The organism is Pelomonas sp. KK5, assembly GCF_001984095.1.
In the GTDB taxonomy this organism is placed as follows: domain Bacteria; phylum Pseudomonadota; class Gammaproteobacteria; order Burkholderiales; family Burkholderiaceae_C; genus KK5.
Genome location: NZ_LYVQ01000164.1, coordinates 1 through 14,564, shown reverse-complemented (window position 1 = coordinate 14,564; position 14,564 = coordinate 1). Strand labels below are relative to the sequence as shown.

At 70.5% G+C, this 14,564-nt stretch carries 17 protein-coding genes; 5 read left to right on the top strand and 12 right to left on the bottom strand.

What is annotated here, in order from left to right:
* Positions 1-1,173, bottom strand: a 1,173-nt coding sequence (locus tag B0W88_RS35130; protein WP_077036812.1) for a methyl-accepting chemotaxis protein, incomplete at its 3' end; no start/stop codon positions are given.
* A gap of 99 nt (positions 1,174-1,272) precedes the next feature.
* Between B0W88_RS35130 and B0W88_RS22200 the strand changes: the two genes are divergently transcribed.
* Positions 1,273-1,863: a TetR/AcrR family transcriptional regulator gene (locus B0W88_RS22200; RefSeq protein WP_077036811.1), complete on the top strand. Its 591-nt coding sequence runs from the start codon at positions 1,273-1,275 to the stop codon at positions 1,861-1,863.
* A gap of 58 nt (positions 1,864-1,921) precedes the next feature.
* Positions 1,922-2,623, top strand: a complete 702-nt coding sequence (locus B0W88_RS22195; protein WP_077036810.1) for an SDR family oxidoreductase — start codon at positions 1,922-1,924, stop codon at positions 2,621-2,623.
* A 3-nt stretch (positions 2,624-2,626) separates the two neighbouring features.
* Here the strand turns inward: B0W88_RS22195 and B0W88_RS22190 are convergent, their stop codons facing one another.
* From B0W88_RS22190 to B0W88_RS22150, 9 genes are all read right to left on the bottom strand, one after another.
* Entirely contained in the window at positions 2,627-3,457 is an 831-nt protein-coding gene (locus tag B0W88_RS22190; protein WP_233151803.1) for a Tim44 domain-containing protein, read from the bottom strand.
* A 73-nt stretch (positions 3,458-3,530) separates the two neighbouring features.
* Positions 3,531-4,268 (bottom strand): SDR family NAD(P)-dependent oxidoreductase, encoded by a 738-nt coding sequence (locus B0W88_RS22185; protein ID WP_077036808.1) that lies wholly within the window; start codon positions 4,266-4,268, stop codon positions 3,531-3,533.
* Complete coding sequence (locus B0W88_RS22180) at positions 4,268-4,858, bottom strand: DUF938 domain-containing protein (protein WP_077036807.1); 591 nt, start codon at positions 4,856-4,858, stop codon at positions 4,268-4,270. Before B0W88_RS22180 ends, B0W88_RS22185 begins: the two co-directional genes overlap by 1 nt.
* Before the next feature lie 5 nt (positions 4,859-4,863).
* Positions 4,864-5,454, bottom strand: a complete 591-nt coding sequence (locus B0W88_RS22175) for an RluA family pseudouridine synthase (RefSeq protein WP_077036806.1) — start codon at positions 5,452-5,454, stop codon at positions 4,864-4,866.
* A 5-nt stretch (positions 5,455-5,459) separates the two neighbouring features.
* Positions 5,460-5,936 carry a tyrosine-protein phosphatase gene (locus tag B0W88_RS22170; RefSeq protein WP_077036805.1) on the bottom strand — a complete coding sequence of 159 codons (477 nt, stop codon included), beginning with the start codon at positions 5,934-5,936 and terminating at the stop codon, positions 5,460-5,462.
* A 52-nt stretch (positions 5,937-5,988) separates the two neighbouring features.
* Positions 5,989-6,222 carry a hypothetical protein gene (locus B0W88_RS22165; protein ID WP_077036804.1) on the bottom strand — a complete coding sequence of 78 codons (234 nt, stop codon included), beginning with the start codon at positions 6,220-6,222 and terminating at the stop codon, positions 5,989-5,991.
* Between the two features lie 137 nt (positions 6,223-6,359).
* Positions 6,360-7,751, bottom strand: a complete 1,392-nt coding sequence (locus B0W88_RS22160; RefSeq protein WP_233151802.1) for an efflux transporter outer membrane subunit — start codon at positions 7,749-7,751, stop codon at positions 6,360-6,362.
* 9 nt (positions 7,752-7,760) lie between these two features.
* Positions 7,761-9,386: an MDR family MFS transporter gene (locus tag B0W88_RS22155; protein ID WP_077036802.1), complete on the bottom strand. Its 1,626-nt coding sequence runs from the start codon at positions 9,384-9,386 to the stop codon at positions 7,761-7,763.
* Positions 9,379-10,461 carry an HlyD family secretion protein gene (locus tag B0W88_RS22150; protein ID WP_077036801.1) on the bottom strand — a complete coding sequence of 361 codons (1,083 nt, stop codon included), beginning with the start codon at positions 10,459-10,461 and terminating at the stop codon, positions 9,379-9,381. Before B0W88_RS22150 ends, B0W88_RS22155 begins: the two co-directional genes overlap by 8 nt.
* A 77-nt stretch (positions 10,462-10,538) precedes the next feature.
* Here B0W88_RS22150 and B0W88_RS22145 point away from each other — a divergent pair, with 77 nt between their 5' ends.
* A complete protein-coding gene (locus B0W88_RS22145) occupies positions 10,539-11,282 on the top strand; it encodes a CerR family C-terminal domain-containing protein (RefSeq protein WP_077036800.1) in 744 nt (247 codons plus the stop codon).
* A 21-nt stretch (positions 11,283-11,303) separates the two neighbouring features.
* Here B0W88_RS22145 and B0W88_RS22140 read toward each other — a convergent pair whose 3' ends face one another.
* Positions 11,304-12,467 (bottom strand): MFS transporter, encoded by a 1,164-nt coding sequence (locus B0W88_RS22140; protein ID WP_077036799.1) that lies wholly within the window; start codon positions 12,465-12,467, stop codon positions 11,304-11,306.
* Positions 12,468-12,632: 165 nt separating this feature from the next.
* Here B0W88_RS22140 and B0W88_RS22135 point away from each other — a divergent pair, with 165 nt between their 5' ends.
* The gene (locus B0W88_RS22135) at positions 12,633-13,220 is read left to right on the top strand and encodes a TetR family transcriptional regulator (protein ID WP_077036798.1); all 588 of its coding nucleotides are present in this window, start codon (positions 12,633-12,635) and stop codon (positions 13,218-13,220) included.
* 62 nt (positions 13,221-13,282) lie between these two features.
* A complete protein-coding gene (locus B0W88_RS22130) occupies positions 13,283-13,969 on the top strand; it encodes a dienelactone hydrolase family protein (protein ID WP_077036797.1) in 687 nt (228 codons plus the stop codon).
* On the opposite strand, the gene B0W88_RS22125 is transcribed toward B0W88_RS22130, so the two are convergent.
* Positions 13,966-14,388, bottom strand: a complete 423-nt coding sequence (locus tag B0W88_RS22125; protein WP_077036813.1) for a hypothetical protein — start codon at positions 14,386-14,388, stop codon at positions 13,966-13,968. The two genes, B0W88_RS22130 and B0W88_RS22125, sit on opposite strands and share 4 nt — an antisense overlap.
* Positions 14,389-14,564 lie beyond the last annotated feature (176 nt).

Below are 14,564 nucleotides of genomic sequence, written 5' to 3'. Positions count from 1 at the left end.
GCGGCCCTGCTCGCCGGCCCGCGCGGCTTCCACCGCCGCGTTCAGCGCGAGGATGTTCGTCTGGAAGGCGATGCCGTCGATCACGCCGATGATGTCGGCGATCTTGCGCGAGCTGCCGTTGATCTCGTCCATCACCGAGACCACCTGCGCCACCACCGTGCCGCCGCGCTGCGCGACCTCGGCCGCGCCCTGGGCCAGCTGGTTGGCCTGTCGGGCGGAGTCGGCGCTCTGGCGCACGGTGCCGGTGAGCTGCTCCATCGATGAGGCGGCCTCCTCGAGGTTGGCCGCCGTCTGCTCGGTGCGGGTGCTGAGGTCGTGGTTGCCGGTGGCGATCTCGCCGCTGGCGGTGTTGATGCCATCGGTGCTGCTGCGCACCTGGCCGACCAGTTGCCGCAGCGACTGCTGCATCTGCTGCAGCGATTGCAGCAACTCGGCGGCCTCGTCCTGGCCCTGCGCCTCGATCGGCCGCGACAGATCGCCTTCGGCGATCGCCTGGGCGACGTTGCGGGCCCGATGGATCGGCCCGACCACCGAACTGCTGATGCGCCAGGCCAGCGCGGCGGCGAGCACCAGCGCCAGCAGGCCGCCGAGGCTCAGCGCCAGCGTGGCGGCATGCGCGGCGTCCTCGGCGCGGGCCTTGGTCTCGGCCATGCTGTCGCGCTGGCGCTGGATCAGCTTCTCGACCACGTCCTGGTAGGCCGCGGCGGCGGGGAAGAGCTTGTCGATCACTTCGCCGACGATGTCCTCGCCGGCGTCCTTGCGCTTGAGCATGGCGGCGCGCATCGACTGGTAGGCGTCGCGCTGGGTCGAGACCTCGGCCAGCAGGCGCTTGTCCTCGTCCGAGGTGGCGATCTCCTGCATGCGCTTGAGCCGCTCGGTCTGGGCGGTGATCACCTGCTGCATCTCGCCGCGCACGCGGGCCTTGATCTTGTCGTCGTTGGAGAACACGACGACCCAGTTGCGCGCCGTGTTGGCCTCGATCGCACGGCCCCAACGTTCGGAGAGCGAGAGCTTCTCGGCGTCCAGCGTGCCCAACTGCTCGGAGAGGGCTCGCATCGTCGCGATCCGGTTGATGCCGAAGCCCACCGCCGCTGCGCACAGCAGCACGATGGAAGCGAATCCTAGCCCCAGGCGCGGGCCGATGCGCAGGGCGGACAGGGACAGGGTTGCCATAGGTCTCCTTCTTCGTCTTTTCGGCTCGAGTCGGCCTGTGGCTATTGTGGTCAATCAGAAAATATGACTAACATCATAAATAAGCGTACAGTTGCGCACATGAAATCCGAACCCTCCAAGCCTACCAAGCGCGAGCTGACGCACGACCGCATCGTGGACGCTGCCGCGCGTGCGCTGCGCCGCCGCGGCTGCGACGGCGTCGGTGTGGCCGAGGTGATGAAGGAGGCCGGCCTGACGCACGGCGGTTTCTACGCCCACTTCGAATCGCGCGACGCGCTGCTGGCCGAGGCCCTGGCCCGCGCCGGCCGCGACAGCGTGGCGCAGACCCGGCTGAAGATGGGGCCGCGCATGGCCCGTGGCGAGTCCCCGCTGCGTGCCTTCCTGGAGACCTACCTGTCCGATGCGCATCTGTCCGGCCCCGAGGAGGGCTGCCCGGTCGCCGCTCTGGGCTCTGAAATGTCCCGCCAGCCGCCGGAGTTGCTGGCCGTGTCCGGCGAGCGGGTGCGCGCGCTGATCGATGGCGTGCAAGGGCTGCTGGCCGATCAGGAAGACGCGAAAGCGAAGGCACAGATCATCGCCAGCACCATCGTCGGCGCGCTGCAGCTGGCCCGCGTGCTGGGCGCCAACGCGCAGGGCCGGGCGCTGCTGGGTGCCACGCGCAAGAGCCTGCTGAGCCAGTACGACACCTGACCCTTTTTTTCACCAAACATATGACGATCGTCATATTCAACAACGAAGGAAGTCCATCATGAAGCTCGAGAACGCTACCGTCCTGATCACCGGCGCCAACCGCGGCCTCGGCCTGGCCTTTGCCCGCGAGGCGCTGGCGCGCGGCGCGCGCAAGGTCTATGCCGGCGCCCGCAAGCCCGAGACCGTCACGCTGCCCGGCGTGGTGCCACTGAAGCTGGACGTCACGAACCCGGCCGACGTCGCTGCCGCGGCGCAGGCCGCGGGCGACGTGACCCTGGTGATCAACAACGCCGGCATCGCCAACTTCGGCGGCTTCCTGGCGGCCGACAGCGCCTCGTCCATGCAGGCGATGATGGAGACGAACGTCTTCGGGCCGATGCGCCTGAGCCAGGCCTTCGCCCCGGCGCTGAAGGCCAACGGTGGCGGCGCGATCCTGAACGTGCTGTCGGTGGCCAGCTGGATCAGCGGCCCGCTGCTGGGTGCCTATGCCGCGACCAAGGCGGCCGCCTGGTCGATGACCAACGGCCTGCGCATCGAGCTGGAGGAGCAGGGCACCCAGGTGCTGGGCCTGCATGCCGGCTTCATCGACACCGACATGACGCAGGGCATCGAGATGCCCAAGAGCACGCCGGAAGCGATCGTCAAGGCGGCGCTGGACGGGCTGGAAGCCGGCGAGAAGCAGGTGCTGTCCGACGAGATCAGCAAGCTCGTCCACCAGAACCTGGTGAACGGCGTCTATCTGCAAGCCGTGGAGCGCTGACGCTCAGGCCGTGGCGGTCTGCTGGATGCCCGCGATCGCCCAGTCGCGGCTGCCGTCGGCCGGGCGCAGCAGGTGCCAGACCTCGTCGATCTGTTCGGGCACCTGGTCCTGTGCCTCGCGGACCAGGCCGCGGAAGCGCACGCTGACGATCTGCTGGCCGGCGTCCTCCGCATGGTCGACGACGCTCGCATCGAGCTGCAGTACCTCGGTCTGCTGCGCAGTGCCGCCGCGCTCCAGCAACTGCTGCTGGATCACGCCGTACATCTCCGGCGTGGTGAAGCGGCGCAGGTCGGCCTGGTCGCCCGTGTCGTTGGCGGCCTGCAGGCGGATGAACACGCGCTTGGCGAGCTGTTCGAAGCCGGCGGTATCGAAGCCGCTTGATGTGGCGACGGCCGGTGCTGCCGCAGCCTGGGCGCGGTAAGGCGCACCGGCGCCTGCCAGCTGTGGCGCGGGCGAGCGGCGGCGCATGAACCAGCCGATCACGAACAGCGCCAGCGCGCCGATCAGCACCAGCGTCATCGCATTGGCCATCGCCGCGCCGAAGCCGAAGTGGCTGGCCAGCGCGGCCAGGCCCAGCCCGGCGGCGAGGCCGGCGATCGGGCCCATCCATGAGCGGCGCGGTGCGGGAGCGGGCGCGGCCAGCGGCGGCGTGGCGGGCGCCTGCGGCGCGGCGTTGTTGCTGTTGTTCGGTGGCGTGACGGGCGGCTTGGGCGCCGGCTGGGTCGGCACCGAGCGGCGCAGGCCGGACGAGCTGCCGCCGCCCAGGCGCTTGGCATCGGCGAGGTCGGCGCCGAGCAGGCCCAGCGCCAGCGCGCCCGCGACAAGGATCGACATGAAGGACTTCACTGCAGGTCTCCATCGGGCCGGGACGGCCCGCGAATGGTAGATGGGGGCGGCGGGGCGCGCCTCAAGCGTCACGCACGTCGGCCAGCACCGTCTGGCCGAAATCGGGCCGCGCGAGGAAGCGCAGCACCCGCGAGGCGGCCTCGTCCGGGCTGGTCAGCGCGCCGCTGTCCTTGAAGCCGACGAAGACGGCCCGGTCCGGGAAGCCCTTGGGGTCGGCGGCGCGCAGGTCGGCCTGCATGTCGGTGTCGATGATGCCGGGCGCCAGCGAGACGATGCGGGCGCCACCGGCCTTGGCGGCCTCGTCCAGCGCCATCGCGCGCGACAGGTTGTCCATGCCGGCCTTGGCGGCGCAGTAGGCGGCGCTGCCGGCCATCGCGCGGCGGCCCAGGCCCGAGGAGATGTTGAGGATCCTGCGGGCGCCGCCCAGCGCCTCGGTGGCGCGCAGGAAGGCGCTGCTCAGCAGCAGCGTGGCCTCCAGGCCCACCCGCAGCGCGTTGGACAGGGACTCCAGCGAGGTGGCCTCCACCGGCCCCGGCGGCGGCACGACGCCGGCGTTGTTGATCAGCGTGGCGCTGGCGAAGCGGCCGGCGTCCTGCGCTTCCAGCCAGGCCTGCAGGCGCCGCGCGGCGGCGAGCGGGTCGGCGAGATCCTGCTCCCATTGCTCTGCGCCGGGCAGGTGCGCGCTGGTCCTGCGCGAGATGCCGATGACGACATGGTCGGGCGCGATCAGCTGGCGGGCGATCGCCTCGCCCATGCCGCGGGAGGCGCCGGTGACGATGTAGAGATGCTGTTGCTTCATCATGTTGTGCGTCGGAATTCCAGGGTCAGGTTGTTGGCGGGCATCGCGGTGACGCCCTGCAGCCGCAGGCCCGCGGCCTCGGCCTCGCGCCCTACGTCGGCCAGCGAGCGCAGGCCCCAGGCCGGGTCGCGGTGGCGCAGGTCGGCGTCGAAGGCCTCGTTGCTGGGCGCGGTCGCCTGGCCGGGCACGACGAAGGGCCCGTAGACGATCAGTTGCCCCGCCGGGGCCAGGTGTTGCGCCGCGCCGCGCATCAGGGCCGGGCAGCTGGCCCAGGGCGAGATGTGCAGCATGTTGGCGCAGAAGATCGCGTCGAAGGGCTCGCCGTCCAGCGGCCAGGGAAGTTGCTGGACGTCCAGCTGCAGCGGCGCCGGACCTTCGGGCCACAGCGCCGCGATCGAGGCCAGCGCTTGCGGCGACGGGTCCGAGGCCTGCCAGCGCCAGCCGGGCATGTGAGCCGCGAAGTGGGCCACGTGCTGGCCGCTGCCGCTGGCGATCTCCAGCGCACGGCCTGAAGGCGGCAGCGTGCGCAGCAGCTGTTCGAGGATCGGCTGCTTGTTGCGGTCGGCGGCGGGCGAGTGGAGGGCGGTCATCGGCGTCAGAAGTCGGGTTCGCTGTGCAGCACGAGGCCGCGCAGTTCGAGGTCGCTGGCATGCAGCAGCAGGCGCTGATCATCGCCTGGATCGGGCCCGTAGAGCGCATCGCCGACGATCGGATGCCCCAGCGCTAGCATGTGCATGCGCAGCTGGTGGGTGCGGCCGGTCACCGGCTCCAGCTCGACGCGGGTGCCGGCCGCCTCGTGGCCGAGCACGCGCCAGCGCGTCAGCGAAGGCTTGCCGAGTTCATGGTCGATCTTCTGCCGCGGCCGTTTCGGCCAGTCGGTCATCAAGGGCAGGTCCACTTCGCCCTCGCCGTCCAGATAACCCGTTACCACGGCGACATAGCGCTTCTTCACGCCGCGTTCGCGGAACTCCGCGCTCAGCAGGCGCTGCTGCTCCGGCCCGCGGGCGACCAGCAGCAGGCCGGAGGTGGCCATGTCCAGTCGGTGCACGGTCAGCGCCTCGGGGTAGCGCGCCTGCACGCGGGCGATGGCGCAGTCCTGCTTGTCCGGGCCGCGGCCGGGCACCGAGAGCAGGCCGCCGGGCTTGTTGACGACGATCAGCTCGGCGTCGACGTGGACGAATTCCATTCAGTTCAGAACTGGTCGATCCAGCCGGTCTGCAGGGCCGACTGTGGGTTCGAACCCGCGGCGCGCACCTGCTGCAGCGCCTGCTCCCTGGGCACGCCCAGCTGTTTCAGCACGCAGGCCGCGACCGTGCCGGTGCGGCCGATGCCGGCGGCGCAGTGCAGCAGCACATGCTGCTCCAGCTCCAGCGCATGGGCGACCTGCTCGATGCCCTTGCGGAACAGGGTCGGGTCTTGCCCGACGCCGAAGTCGCGCATCGGCAGGTGCAGCCAGCGAAAGGGCAGGCGGCCTTCGGCGATGGCCTTGTGATAGGCGGGCGAGAGCGCCTGCACCTCGTCCAGCGGGTTCATGCAGACGACCAGGTTCAGCTGTCGCAGGCGCGCTTCATCGAGAAAGCTGCCCCAGGATTCGAGGCGGCCGGGCATCGACTGCAGCCACAGCTGGCCGGTGGCGTTCGCGGGGAGGGGGACGGAGCGGAAGGGCATGGCGCGATTTTCCGCGCAAATCGGGGCGCCGCCGCCCGCCTGGAGCTTGGGATCAGAGCGAGGCAACCTGCACGTCGTCGGCCAGGTGGCTGCGGCGGCCTTCGACGACGACGCGCGGCAGCTGGGCGACGACCGGTGCGCGCTTGCCGACGATCACGACCCGCTCCAGCTTCACCACCTCGGCGGCCGGCTGGCCCGCGCCGCGCTCGGCCAGCACCGTGCCGATGGCGGCGGCGGTGGCGACGGAAGCGATGGCGAAGACGAGGGCTTGGGCGGTGGTGTTCATGGCGGGCTCCGTGGGGTGGTTTGCTGTGTCAGTGAGGACAGTGTCTTCATCCCGGCCCCGCGTCGCGAGCGCCGGGCGACGGGCCGACGGCGCAGGCGGATGAACTGCAATCGTGGGCGACGAGCCGCGGCGCGGTTTCATTGCCACCCCAGGCCCAGCGACTTCTGCAACGCCACGAAGTCCTTCAGCAGTGCGGCCTCGCCGTCCAGCGCCTTGCCCTGGGCCTCTGCCTCGCGGCGCCGGGCGTCGAGCAGGTCGATCTGGCTGGACGCGCCGGCCGCGCGGCGCTGCTGCGTCAGGGCCAGCGTGCGGCCGGCCGAGGCCTGCTGCGCCTGCAGGGACTGCACCGACTGGCGCCGCTGCCCGAAGCGTGACAGGGCGGTGTTGGCATCCTGCAGCGCCGTGAGCACCGCCGCCTGGTAGTTGGCCACCGCCTCGTCGCGATTGGCCTCGGCCTGGTGGACTGCCGCCGTCGTGCGGCCGAAGTCCAGGAAGTTCCAGCTGAGATAGGGCACGGCGGCCAGGGCGAGATTGCTCGCGCGCAGCAACTGGCCCGCATCGGTGGATGCCACGCCGACGTTCCCCAGCAGAGTCAGCTTGGGGAAGTAGTTAGCGGTCTGCTGGCCGATCTGGGCGGTGCGGCCGGCCAGGCGGCGCTCGGCGGCCCGGATGTCCGGGCGGCGCTGCAGCAGCGAGGCCGGGTCGCCGATGGCGACGCCGGCCGGCACCGAGGGCAGAACGGCGGCGCCGCTGGCCATCTCCGCGTCGAGCGTGCCGGGCGCCTGGCCCGTCAGCAGGGCGAGCCGGTCCAGCGAGGCGGCGATGTCGGCGGCGACATCGGCCAGCGCGGCCTGCGTGGCGTCACCCTGTTGCGTGCGCTGCTCGACCTCATCGGCCGTGGCCACGCCGGCCTCGCGGCGCTGGCGGGTGAGGGCCAGCGCCTGGGCGTCGAAAGCCGCGGTGTCGCGCAGCAGCGCCTGGCGTGCCTGCTGGCCGCGCAGGCCGACATAGGTCGAGGCGACCTCGGCCGCCAGCGAGACCTGCGCATCGGCAAGGTCGGCCTGCACCGCCTGGGCCTGGGCGGACGCCGCCTCGGTGGCGCGGCGCGTGCCGCCGAACAGGTCGACCTCCCAGGTGGCGTCGAAGCCGACGCTGTAGAGCTGGATCGTGCTGGACTGGTCTGTCGTCGGCCCCTGCCAGACGCCGGCGCCGATCGCCGAGGCCGAGCCCTTGGGCTTGGCGTTGGCCTCCTGCTGGCGCAGCGTGGCACGGGCGGCGCGCAGGCGGGCTTCGGCGGCCTGCAGCGTGGGGCTCTGCTTCAGGGCCTGGTCGACCAGCGCATCGAGCGCCGGGTCATTCAGGCTGCGCCACCAGGCGGCAGCCACGGGGCCAGGTCTTGCCTGTGTTGCATCCGCGCGGACGAAGCCGGCTGGCGAGGGCGCGATGGGCGGGCCCTGGTAGTCGGGGCCGACGGCGGCGCAGGCGCTCAGCAGCGCGGCCAGCGCAAGGGGAGTGAATCGAAGAGTCATCATGAATGGTCAGTGCGCCTCGCTCGAGGCAGCGGCTTGTTGCTGCCCGGCCGGACCGGCTTTGGGCGTCTTCAGCATCAACGCCAGCGGGATGCACAGCAGCAGGCAGCCGGCCAGCACGTAGAAGGTTTCGGAAAAGGTCATCACGCTGGCCTGCTGGTGGATCTGCAGCACGATCTGCTTGATCGCCTGCAGCCTGGCGTGGGCGAAGTCGCCGACCTGTGCCATGTGGCCGGCGGCGCTGCCGGCGATGCGCTCCTGCAGCAGCGGCGAGTTGGCGTTGAGCGTCTCGCTCATGCGCTCGACGTGCAGCGCGTTGCGCCGGTCGATGAAGGTGCCGATGATGGCCAGCCCCACCGAGCCGCCGAGGTTGCGGGCCATGTTGTAGATGCCGGCGGCATCGCCCGATTCCTCGCGCGTCACCGCGGCCATCGAGGCCTGGTTCAGCGGCATCATGCAGAACATCTGGCCCACGCCGCGCAGCAGCTGCGAGGCGACGAAGTCATGGCCGACGCTCTGCGCCGTCAGGTCGATGTCCAGCAGGCAACTCGCGGCGAAGGCCAGCAGGCCCAGCGTCACCATGATGCGGAAGTCCACCCGGCCGATCAGCCGCGGCAGGATCGGCATCATGATGAAGGCCGGCACGCCGCCCAGCAGCATGATGGCGCCCGCCTGCGCCGCGTTGTAGCCGGCGATCAGCGAGAGGAACTGCGGCACCAGGTAGGACACGCAGTACAGGCCCGCGCCGACGGTGAACACGATGACGATCACGCTGGCGTAGCTCACATTGCGCAGCAGCGACAGGCGCAGGATCGGCTTCTTCGCATAGCGCTGCGACAGCGCGATCAACACCATGCCGAAGGCCGAGACCAGGCTCAGCGCCACGATCAGCGAGGACTCGAACCAGCGCTCGCGCTGGCCTTCCTCGAGCACGACGGTCAGCGTGGAGAGCCCCATCGCCAGGCCGGTGATGCCCAGCCAGTCGGCCTTGATGAAGTCCTCCAGGTGCATCTTCTGCGCGGGCAGGCCCACGAGCAACAGCGTCAGCAGCGCGGCGCAGACAGGCACGTTGATGAAGAAGCACCAGTGCCAGCTCGCGTTCTCGGTCAGCCAGCCGCCGAGCACCGGGCCCAGCAGCGGCCCGAGCAGCACGATCAGGCCGAACAGCGTCATGCCCACCGGCAGCTGGTGGCGCGGCAATCGCGTGCGGATGATGGTCTGTGCGGTGGGGATCATCGCGCCGCCGGTGAAGCCCTGGCCGATGCGGGCGAGGATCAGCATCGGCAGGTTGTGCGAGAGGCCGCAGAGGATCGAGAACAGCGTGAACAGGCCCGCGTTGCCGACGAGGAAGTTGCGCAGCCCGAACACGCGGGTGAGCCAGGCGGCCAGCGGGATCATCACGATCTCGGACATCAGGTAGCCGGTCGAGATCCAGGTGCCCTCGGTGCCGGTGGCGCCGACCGAACCCTGGATCTGCGGCAGCGCCGAGTTGGTGATCGAGATGTCCAGCGTGGCCATCAGCGCGCCCAGGGCGCCCGCGGCCACGGCGATCCAGTCGCTGGCGTGGGCGTTGGGTTCGACATGGGGCGCCGGCGTCAGCGTCGGGGCGTCGCCCGACAGCGCGGCTTCAGCCATGTTGCTTCGCTCCGTCGCCGCGCGTGTCGACCTCGGTCGTCACCGACAGGCCCGGCAGCAGCCGCTCGCGCAGCGCCGCGTCGCTGGTCTGCACCTTGATCCGCACCGGCACGCGCTGGACGATCTTGGTGAAGTTGCCGGTGGCGTTCTCCGAGGGCAGCAGCGCGAACTGCGCGCCGGTGCCGGGCGAGAAGCTCTCCACCGTGCCGCGGATCTCCTGGCCGGGCAGTGCGTCGACTTTCAGGGTGACGGGCTGGCCGGCGCGCATGCGGCCGATCTGCGTTTCCTTGAAGTTGGCGACCAGGTAGACGTCCTGTGTCGGCACGATGGTCATCAGCCGCGTGCCCGGCTGGGCAAACTGGCCGACGCGCACGGTGCTGTCGCCGACGCGGCCGTCGATGGCGGCGCGCACGATGGTGTCGTCCACGTCCAGGTGGTTCTGGCGCAGCGCGGCCTCGCCGGCCTTGACCTGGGCCTTGCCCTGCGCGACCTGGGCCTCGCTGGACTTGAGCTTGCCCTCGGCGGCCTTCACGGCGGCGAGGTTGGCGGCCAGTTGTGCGGCGGCCTGGTCGCGTTCGTTGCGCAGGTCGGCCTGGTGCTCGCCGGTGCTGGCGCCGGTGGCGACCAGCGGCGCGTAGCGGTCCAGCGCGGCCTGGGCGTGGGCCAGCGCGGCGCGCGAGGAATCGGCCTGCGCGCGGGTCTGCGCCAGTTGCGCCTGCTGCTGGGTGAGGTCGGCCTCGATGCGGCGGATGTCGGCCTGGCGGGCGTCGATGGTCGCCTGCGACTGGTCCATCAGCGCCTGGTACTGGCGCGGGTCCAGCTTGACCAGTGGGTCGCCGCGCCTGACGGCCTGGTCGGCCTGCACATAGACCTCGGTGACGTAGCCGGCCACCTTGGGTGCGGCGGTGACGCTGTCGGCCTTCAGGTAGGCGTCGTCGGTGCTCTCGATGAAGCGGCCGACGGTCCACCAGTGGATGCCGTAGGCGCCGGCGGCGAGCAGGGCCGCGGCGGCGACGGCCAGCAGCACGGGGCGGCGCTTCGTCGGCGCGGGGGAGGGGGTGATCTGGGAGGACATGGTTGGATTGAATTATTCCAAGCGATATTTTTTATCATCTGGAATAATTGTGTCAACTGATATATTTTTTCCCGACCATGAGCACCGCACGTTCGCCCCGCCATCGCGCCGACACCGCCTACGCCCGCGGCGAGGAGACGCGCCGCCGCATCGTCGCCACCGCGCTGCGCCTGTTCGCCGAGCGCGGCTTCGAGGGCACGACGACGCGCGAGATTGCCGCCGCGGCGGGCGTCAACGCGCCGGCGCTGCAGTACTACTTCGACAACAAGGAAGGTGTCTACCGCGCCTGCGCCGAGTACATCGCCGAGAGTTCGGCGGCGCATTTCCAGCCGGTGATCGACCAGGCAGAAGCCGTGCTGGCCGATGCGAAGGCCACGCCGGACCAGCTGTTCGAAGCCTTCGGCACGATGCTCGATGCGCTGGCCGAATTCCAGCTGCTGCCCGACGACGCCGAGCACCGGCGCCTGTTCATCACCCACGAGCAGGTGGGCCATGCGCCGGGCGTGCTGTTCGAGATCTTCGAGAAGGGCCTGCGGCCGCGCATGGGCGAGATGAGCGCGCAGCTGATCGCGCGCTACTGCGGGGCGGCAGCCGCCGATCCGCTGGTCCGCATGCGGGTGATGATGATCTGCGGCCAGGTGATGGTGTTCCAGATGGGCCGGCGCTCGCTGCTGAGCAAGCTCGGCTGGGACAGCTTCGGGCCGGAACAGCTGGCGATGATCAAGCAGGCGGCCCGGGCGCAGAGCCGCGTGCTGATGGACAGCTGGCGCGAGGAAAAGAAGCAGAAAGCGCCCCGGGCGGGGCGCGTGCGCAAGACCTGACCCTGCTGCCAGGCGGAAGACTCAGGCCGCGACGGCGGCCGGTTCGCGCGCCGCGATCCGGCGCCCGGCCAGTTCGGAAGCCAGGATGGCGCCGATGAACAGCAGCACGGCGAAGAAGCCGAGCTGGTGGGCGCCCACCAGGTGCAGGCCCGCCGCGCCGAGCACGCCGGCCGCGGTGACGCCCAGGTAGGTGGCGGCGGTGTTCAGCCCCAGCACCACGGGCGCGATCGTCGGCGCCAGGCCCACCAGGCGGTACTGCTGCGGGCCCATGATGCCCCAGCCCGCGATGCCCCAGACGGCGATCACCAGCACCGAGGACCAGAGCTGCGCGCTCGCCCAGGGCATCAGCGCCATGTCCACGACCAGTACCGACAGCATCACCAGCAGTACCTCGCGCGGGCCGAAGCGGTCCAGCAGCCTGGACAGCACGACGTTGGTCACCGTGCCGCCCGAGCCCCACAGCACCAGCAGCGCGCCGAACAGCTCGGGGCTGCTGAGCACGCGGTCGAACACGACCGAGAAGTAGGTGTAGATGACGAAGTTGCCGGCCATCGCGAGCAGGGTGGTCGCCAGCGTCAGGCCGACGCGGGCATCACCCAGCGGCGCGATGCGGGCGGCGAGGCTGACCTTCTGCGGCAGCGGCACGTCCTTCAGCAGCAGCGCGATGCCGATGGCGGCGAGCAGGCCGACGGCCGAGACGAAGGCCATCGTCCAGCGCCAGTCACCCAGGCCGCCGATGACGGTGCCGATCGGCGAGCCCAGCGCGGTGGCCGCGGTCAGGCCGGCCACGATGATGGTCAAGGCCTGACCCCGCTGCTCGGGCCTGACGATCATCGCGCCGGTGCCGGTGGCCGTCGGCGCGTACATCGCGGCGCCGAGGCCGGCGAACACACGGGTCAGCAGCGCGACGGCGAAGTTCGGCGCCGCGGCGGTGGCCAGGTTGGCCAGCACGAAGACGGCCAGGCCCGACAGCATCAGCTGCTTGCGCGGCACGCCGGCCGCCAGCGCCGCGATCGTCGGCGACAGCAGCGCATAGGCGATCGCGTAGGCGGTGGTCAGTTGTCCGGCCAGGCCGGGCGTGATCTGGAAGCTCTCCGAGATCTGGGGCAGCACGCCCGCGACCACGAAGCTGTCGGTGCCCAGGGCGAACATGCCCAGTGCCAGTACGAATAGGCGTTTGTCCATGATGGGGAGACTCGCTGTTAGATGTTGAGGCTTTACTAAATTGAAGGCGAGCGAATAGTAAAAGCTCATCATCTAAATGCGCAAGAAAAAGATGATCACCTTTCTCTAAACGGGGTTTTGATCAGAGTCATCATCTAAAATACCGGCCAGACACCGGAGATCGCCATGAGAAAGTCGAAGGCAGAGACCGCGCAAACGCGCCAGCGCATCGTCGAGACGGCCGCCAAGGCCTTCCGCCGCCAGGGCATCGCGGCCACCGGCGTGGCCGAGATCATGGCCACGGCGGGGCTGACGCACGGCGGCTTCTACCGTCACTTCGCGTCCAAGGACCAACTGGTCACCGAGGCGCTCTCGGCCACCGAGAAGAACCTGGTGCGCGACTCGCTGGCGGCGGCCGAGCAGGGCGCCGCGGCGATGCTGGACACCTTCCAGGACTATGTGACGCAGAGCTACCGCGACAAGGTCGAGGACGGCTGCCCGCTGGCCGCGATGGGCAGCGAGCTGGCGCGCGCCGATGCGGCCACGCGCCATGCGGCGACGAACAGCTTCCGCAAGATCATCGAGACGGCGGCGCCCTTCATGCGCTCGGCGGACGACGCCGAGGGCGTCGATACGGCACTGAGCCTGGTCACCCACATGGTCGGCGCGCTGACGGTGGCACGGATCGTGGACGACCCGGCGCTGTCCGACCGGATCCTGGAGATCACGCGGCAGCGCATCGCCGGGGCGATCGAAGGCGAGCAACGCGCCTGAAGCAGGCCTCGGGTATAAGGCCGGATTGCCTTGCAGCCAGGGCTTTCACAGGAGCACCTCCGATGAGCACATCGACGATCACCCTCACCGCCGCCGACGGCTTCCAGTCCAGCGCCTACGTGTCCGAGCCCGCCGGCGCGCCCAAGGGCGCGATCGTCGTGCTGCAGGAGATCTTCGGCGTCAACTCGCACATCCGCGGCGTGGCGGACAGCTATGCGGCGGCCGGCTATCTCGCCATCGCGCCGTCCACCTTCGACCGGGTGCAGCGCGAGGTCCAGCTCGGCTACACCGCGGAGGACATGGGCGCCGGCATGAAGCTGAAGGCGGCCGTCGAGGCGCTGCCGGCGCCCGGCGTGCTGCAGGACATCCAGGCCGCGGTGGACCACGTGGCCAAGGCGGGCAAGGTCGGCATCGTCGGCTACTGCTGGGGCGGGCTGCTGGTGTGGCGCTCGGCCGAGCAGGTGAAGGGCCTGTCGGCGGCGGTGGCCTACTACGGCGGCGGCATGACGTTCGGGACCGAGCCCTCGCGCAAGCCGGCGGTGCCGACGATGGCCCACTTCGGCGACCAGGACAAGCACATCACCCTCGAGAGCGTGAAGGCCTTCGAGCAGCTGCATCCGGAGGTCGAGGTGCATCTGTACGCGGCCGACCATGGCTTCAACTGCGAGCAGCGCGGCGCCTACAACGCCGGCGCCAAGGCGACGGCGCTGGAGCGCTCGCTGTACCACTTCGGCAAGCACGTCGGCTAAGCGGCCAGCGGGGCCGCGCGGCCAGCCTGCCGGCTGCGCTTCAGGCCCATCCACTGCAGCTCGCCCAGCACCAGCACGCAGGCCAACTGCGCCAGCACCCAGGCCACGCCCAGGCCGCTGAGCGGCAGGCCGCCGCCCAGCAGCAGGGCCAGGCAGGCCAGCGCCCAGCCGAAGTTGCCGATGACCACGAGCCCGATCAGCCGGCGCGGCGGCACGCGCTGCAACGCCATGCCCGCCGCGGCCGCGGCATAGGCCAGCAGGAACAGCCCGGTGCCCGCCAGCAGCGGCGCGGGCAGGCCGGTCAGGCCGGCGAGGGCGCCGGTGAAGGCCAGCTGCAGCGCGCCGGTGGCGGCGCAGGACGCGGCATCGGCCCACATGAGGCGCGGCAGGAAGCGGGGGGAAGAAGCGATGGCGGACATGATGAGGATCTCCTTGATGAAGAGGTGAAGGGGACGGGCTCCATCGTTCCCGCCGCCGTGGATGGCGTCGATGACCTCGGAGGTCATGGCGATGCACCGGCCGCGCGACAGAATGGCCGCCATGACCACGACTCCTGCCCTCCCGCCCGGCGCCCGCGATCCCTTCGGCGCGCATC

Bases quoted from the DNA above. Each gene is read 5' to 3' on its own strand.
- B0W88_RS22180 (WP_077036807.1), bottom strand. From the start codon at position 4,858: ATGACCGCCCTCCACTCGCCCGCCGCCGACCGCAACAAGCAGCCGATC.
- B0W88_RS22160 (WP_233151802.1), bottom strand. From the start codon at position 7,751: ATGACTCTTCGATTCACTCCCCTTGCGCTGGCCGCGCTGCTGAGCGCC.
- B0W88_RS22150 (WP_077036801.1), bottom strand. From the start codon at position 10,461: ATGTCCTCCCAGATCACCCCCTCCCCCGCGCCGACGAAGCGCCGCCCC.
- B0W88_RS22130 (WP_077036797.1), top strand. From the start codon at position 13,283: ATGAGCACATCGACGATCACCCTCACCGCCGCCGACGGCTTCCAGTCC.
- B0W88_RS22190 (WP_233151803.1), bottom strand. From the start codon at position 3,457: ATGTCGATCCTTGTCGCGGGCGCGCTGGCGCTGGGCCTGCTCGGCGCC.
- B0W88_RS22145 (WP_077036800.1), top strand. From the start codon at position 10,539: ATGAGCACCGCACGTTCGCCCCGCCATCGCGCCGACACCGCCTACGCC.
- B0W88_RS22200 (WP_077036811.1), top strand. From the start codon at position 1,273: ATGAAATCCGAACCCTCCAAGCCTACCAAGCGCGAGCTGACGCACGAC.
- B0W88_RS22140 (WP_077036799.1), bottom strand. From the start codon at position 12,467: ATGGACAAACGCCTATTCGTACTGGCACTGGGCATGTTCGCCCTGGGC.
- B0W88_RS22165 (WP_077036804.1), bottom strand. From the start codon at position 6,222: ATGAACACCACCGCCCAAGCCCTCGTCTTCGCCATCGCTTCCGTCGCC.
- B0W88_RS22135 (WP_077036798.1), top strand. From the start codon at position 12,633: ATGAGAAAGTCGAAGGCAGAGACCGCGCAAACGCGCCAGCGCATCGTC.
- B0W88_RS22125 (WP_077036813.1), bottom strand. From the start codon at position 14,388: ATGTCCGCCATCGCTTCTTCCCCCCGCTTCCTGCCGCGCCTCATGTGG.
- B0W88_RS22195 (WP_077036810.1), top strand. From the start codon at position 1,922: ATGAAGCTCGAGAACGCTACCGTCCTGATCACCGGCGCCAACCGCGGC.
- B0W88_RS22170 (WP_077036805.1), bottom strand. From the start codon at position 5,936: ATGCCCTTCCGCTCCGTCCCCCTCCCCGCGAACGCCACCGGCCAGCTG.
- B0W88_RS22175 (WP_077036806.1), bottom strand. From the start codon at position 5,454: ATGGAATTCGTCCACGTCGACGCCGAGCTGATCGTCGTCAACAAGCCC.
- B0W88_RS22185 (WP_077036808.1), bottom strand. From the start codon at position 4,268: ATGAAGCAACAGCATCTCTACATCGTCACCGGCGCCTCCCGCGGCATG.
- B0W88_RS22155 (WP_077036802.1), bottom strand. From the start codon at position 9,386: ATGGCTGAAGCCGCGCTGTCGGGCGACGCCCCGACGCTGACGCCGGCG.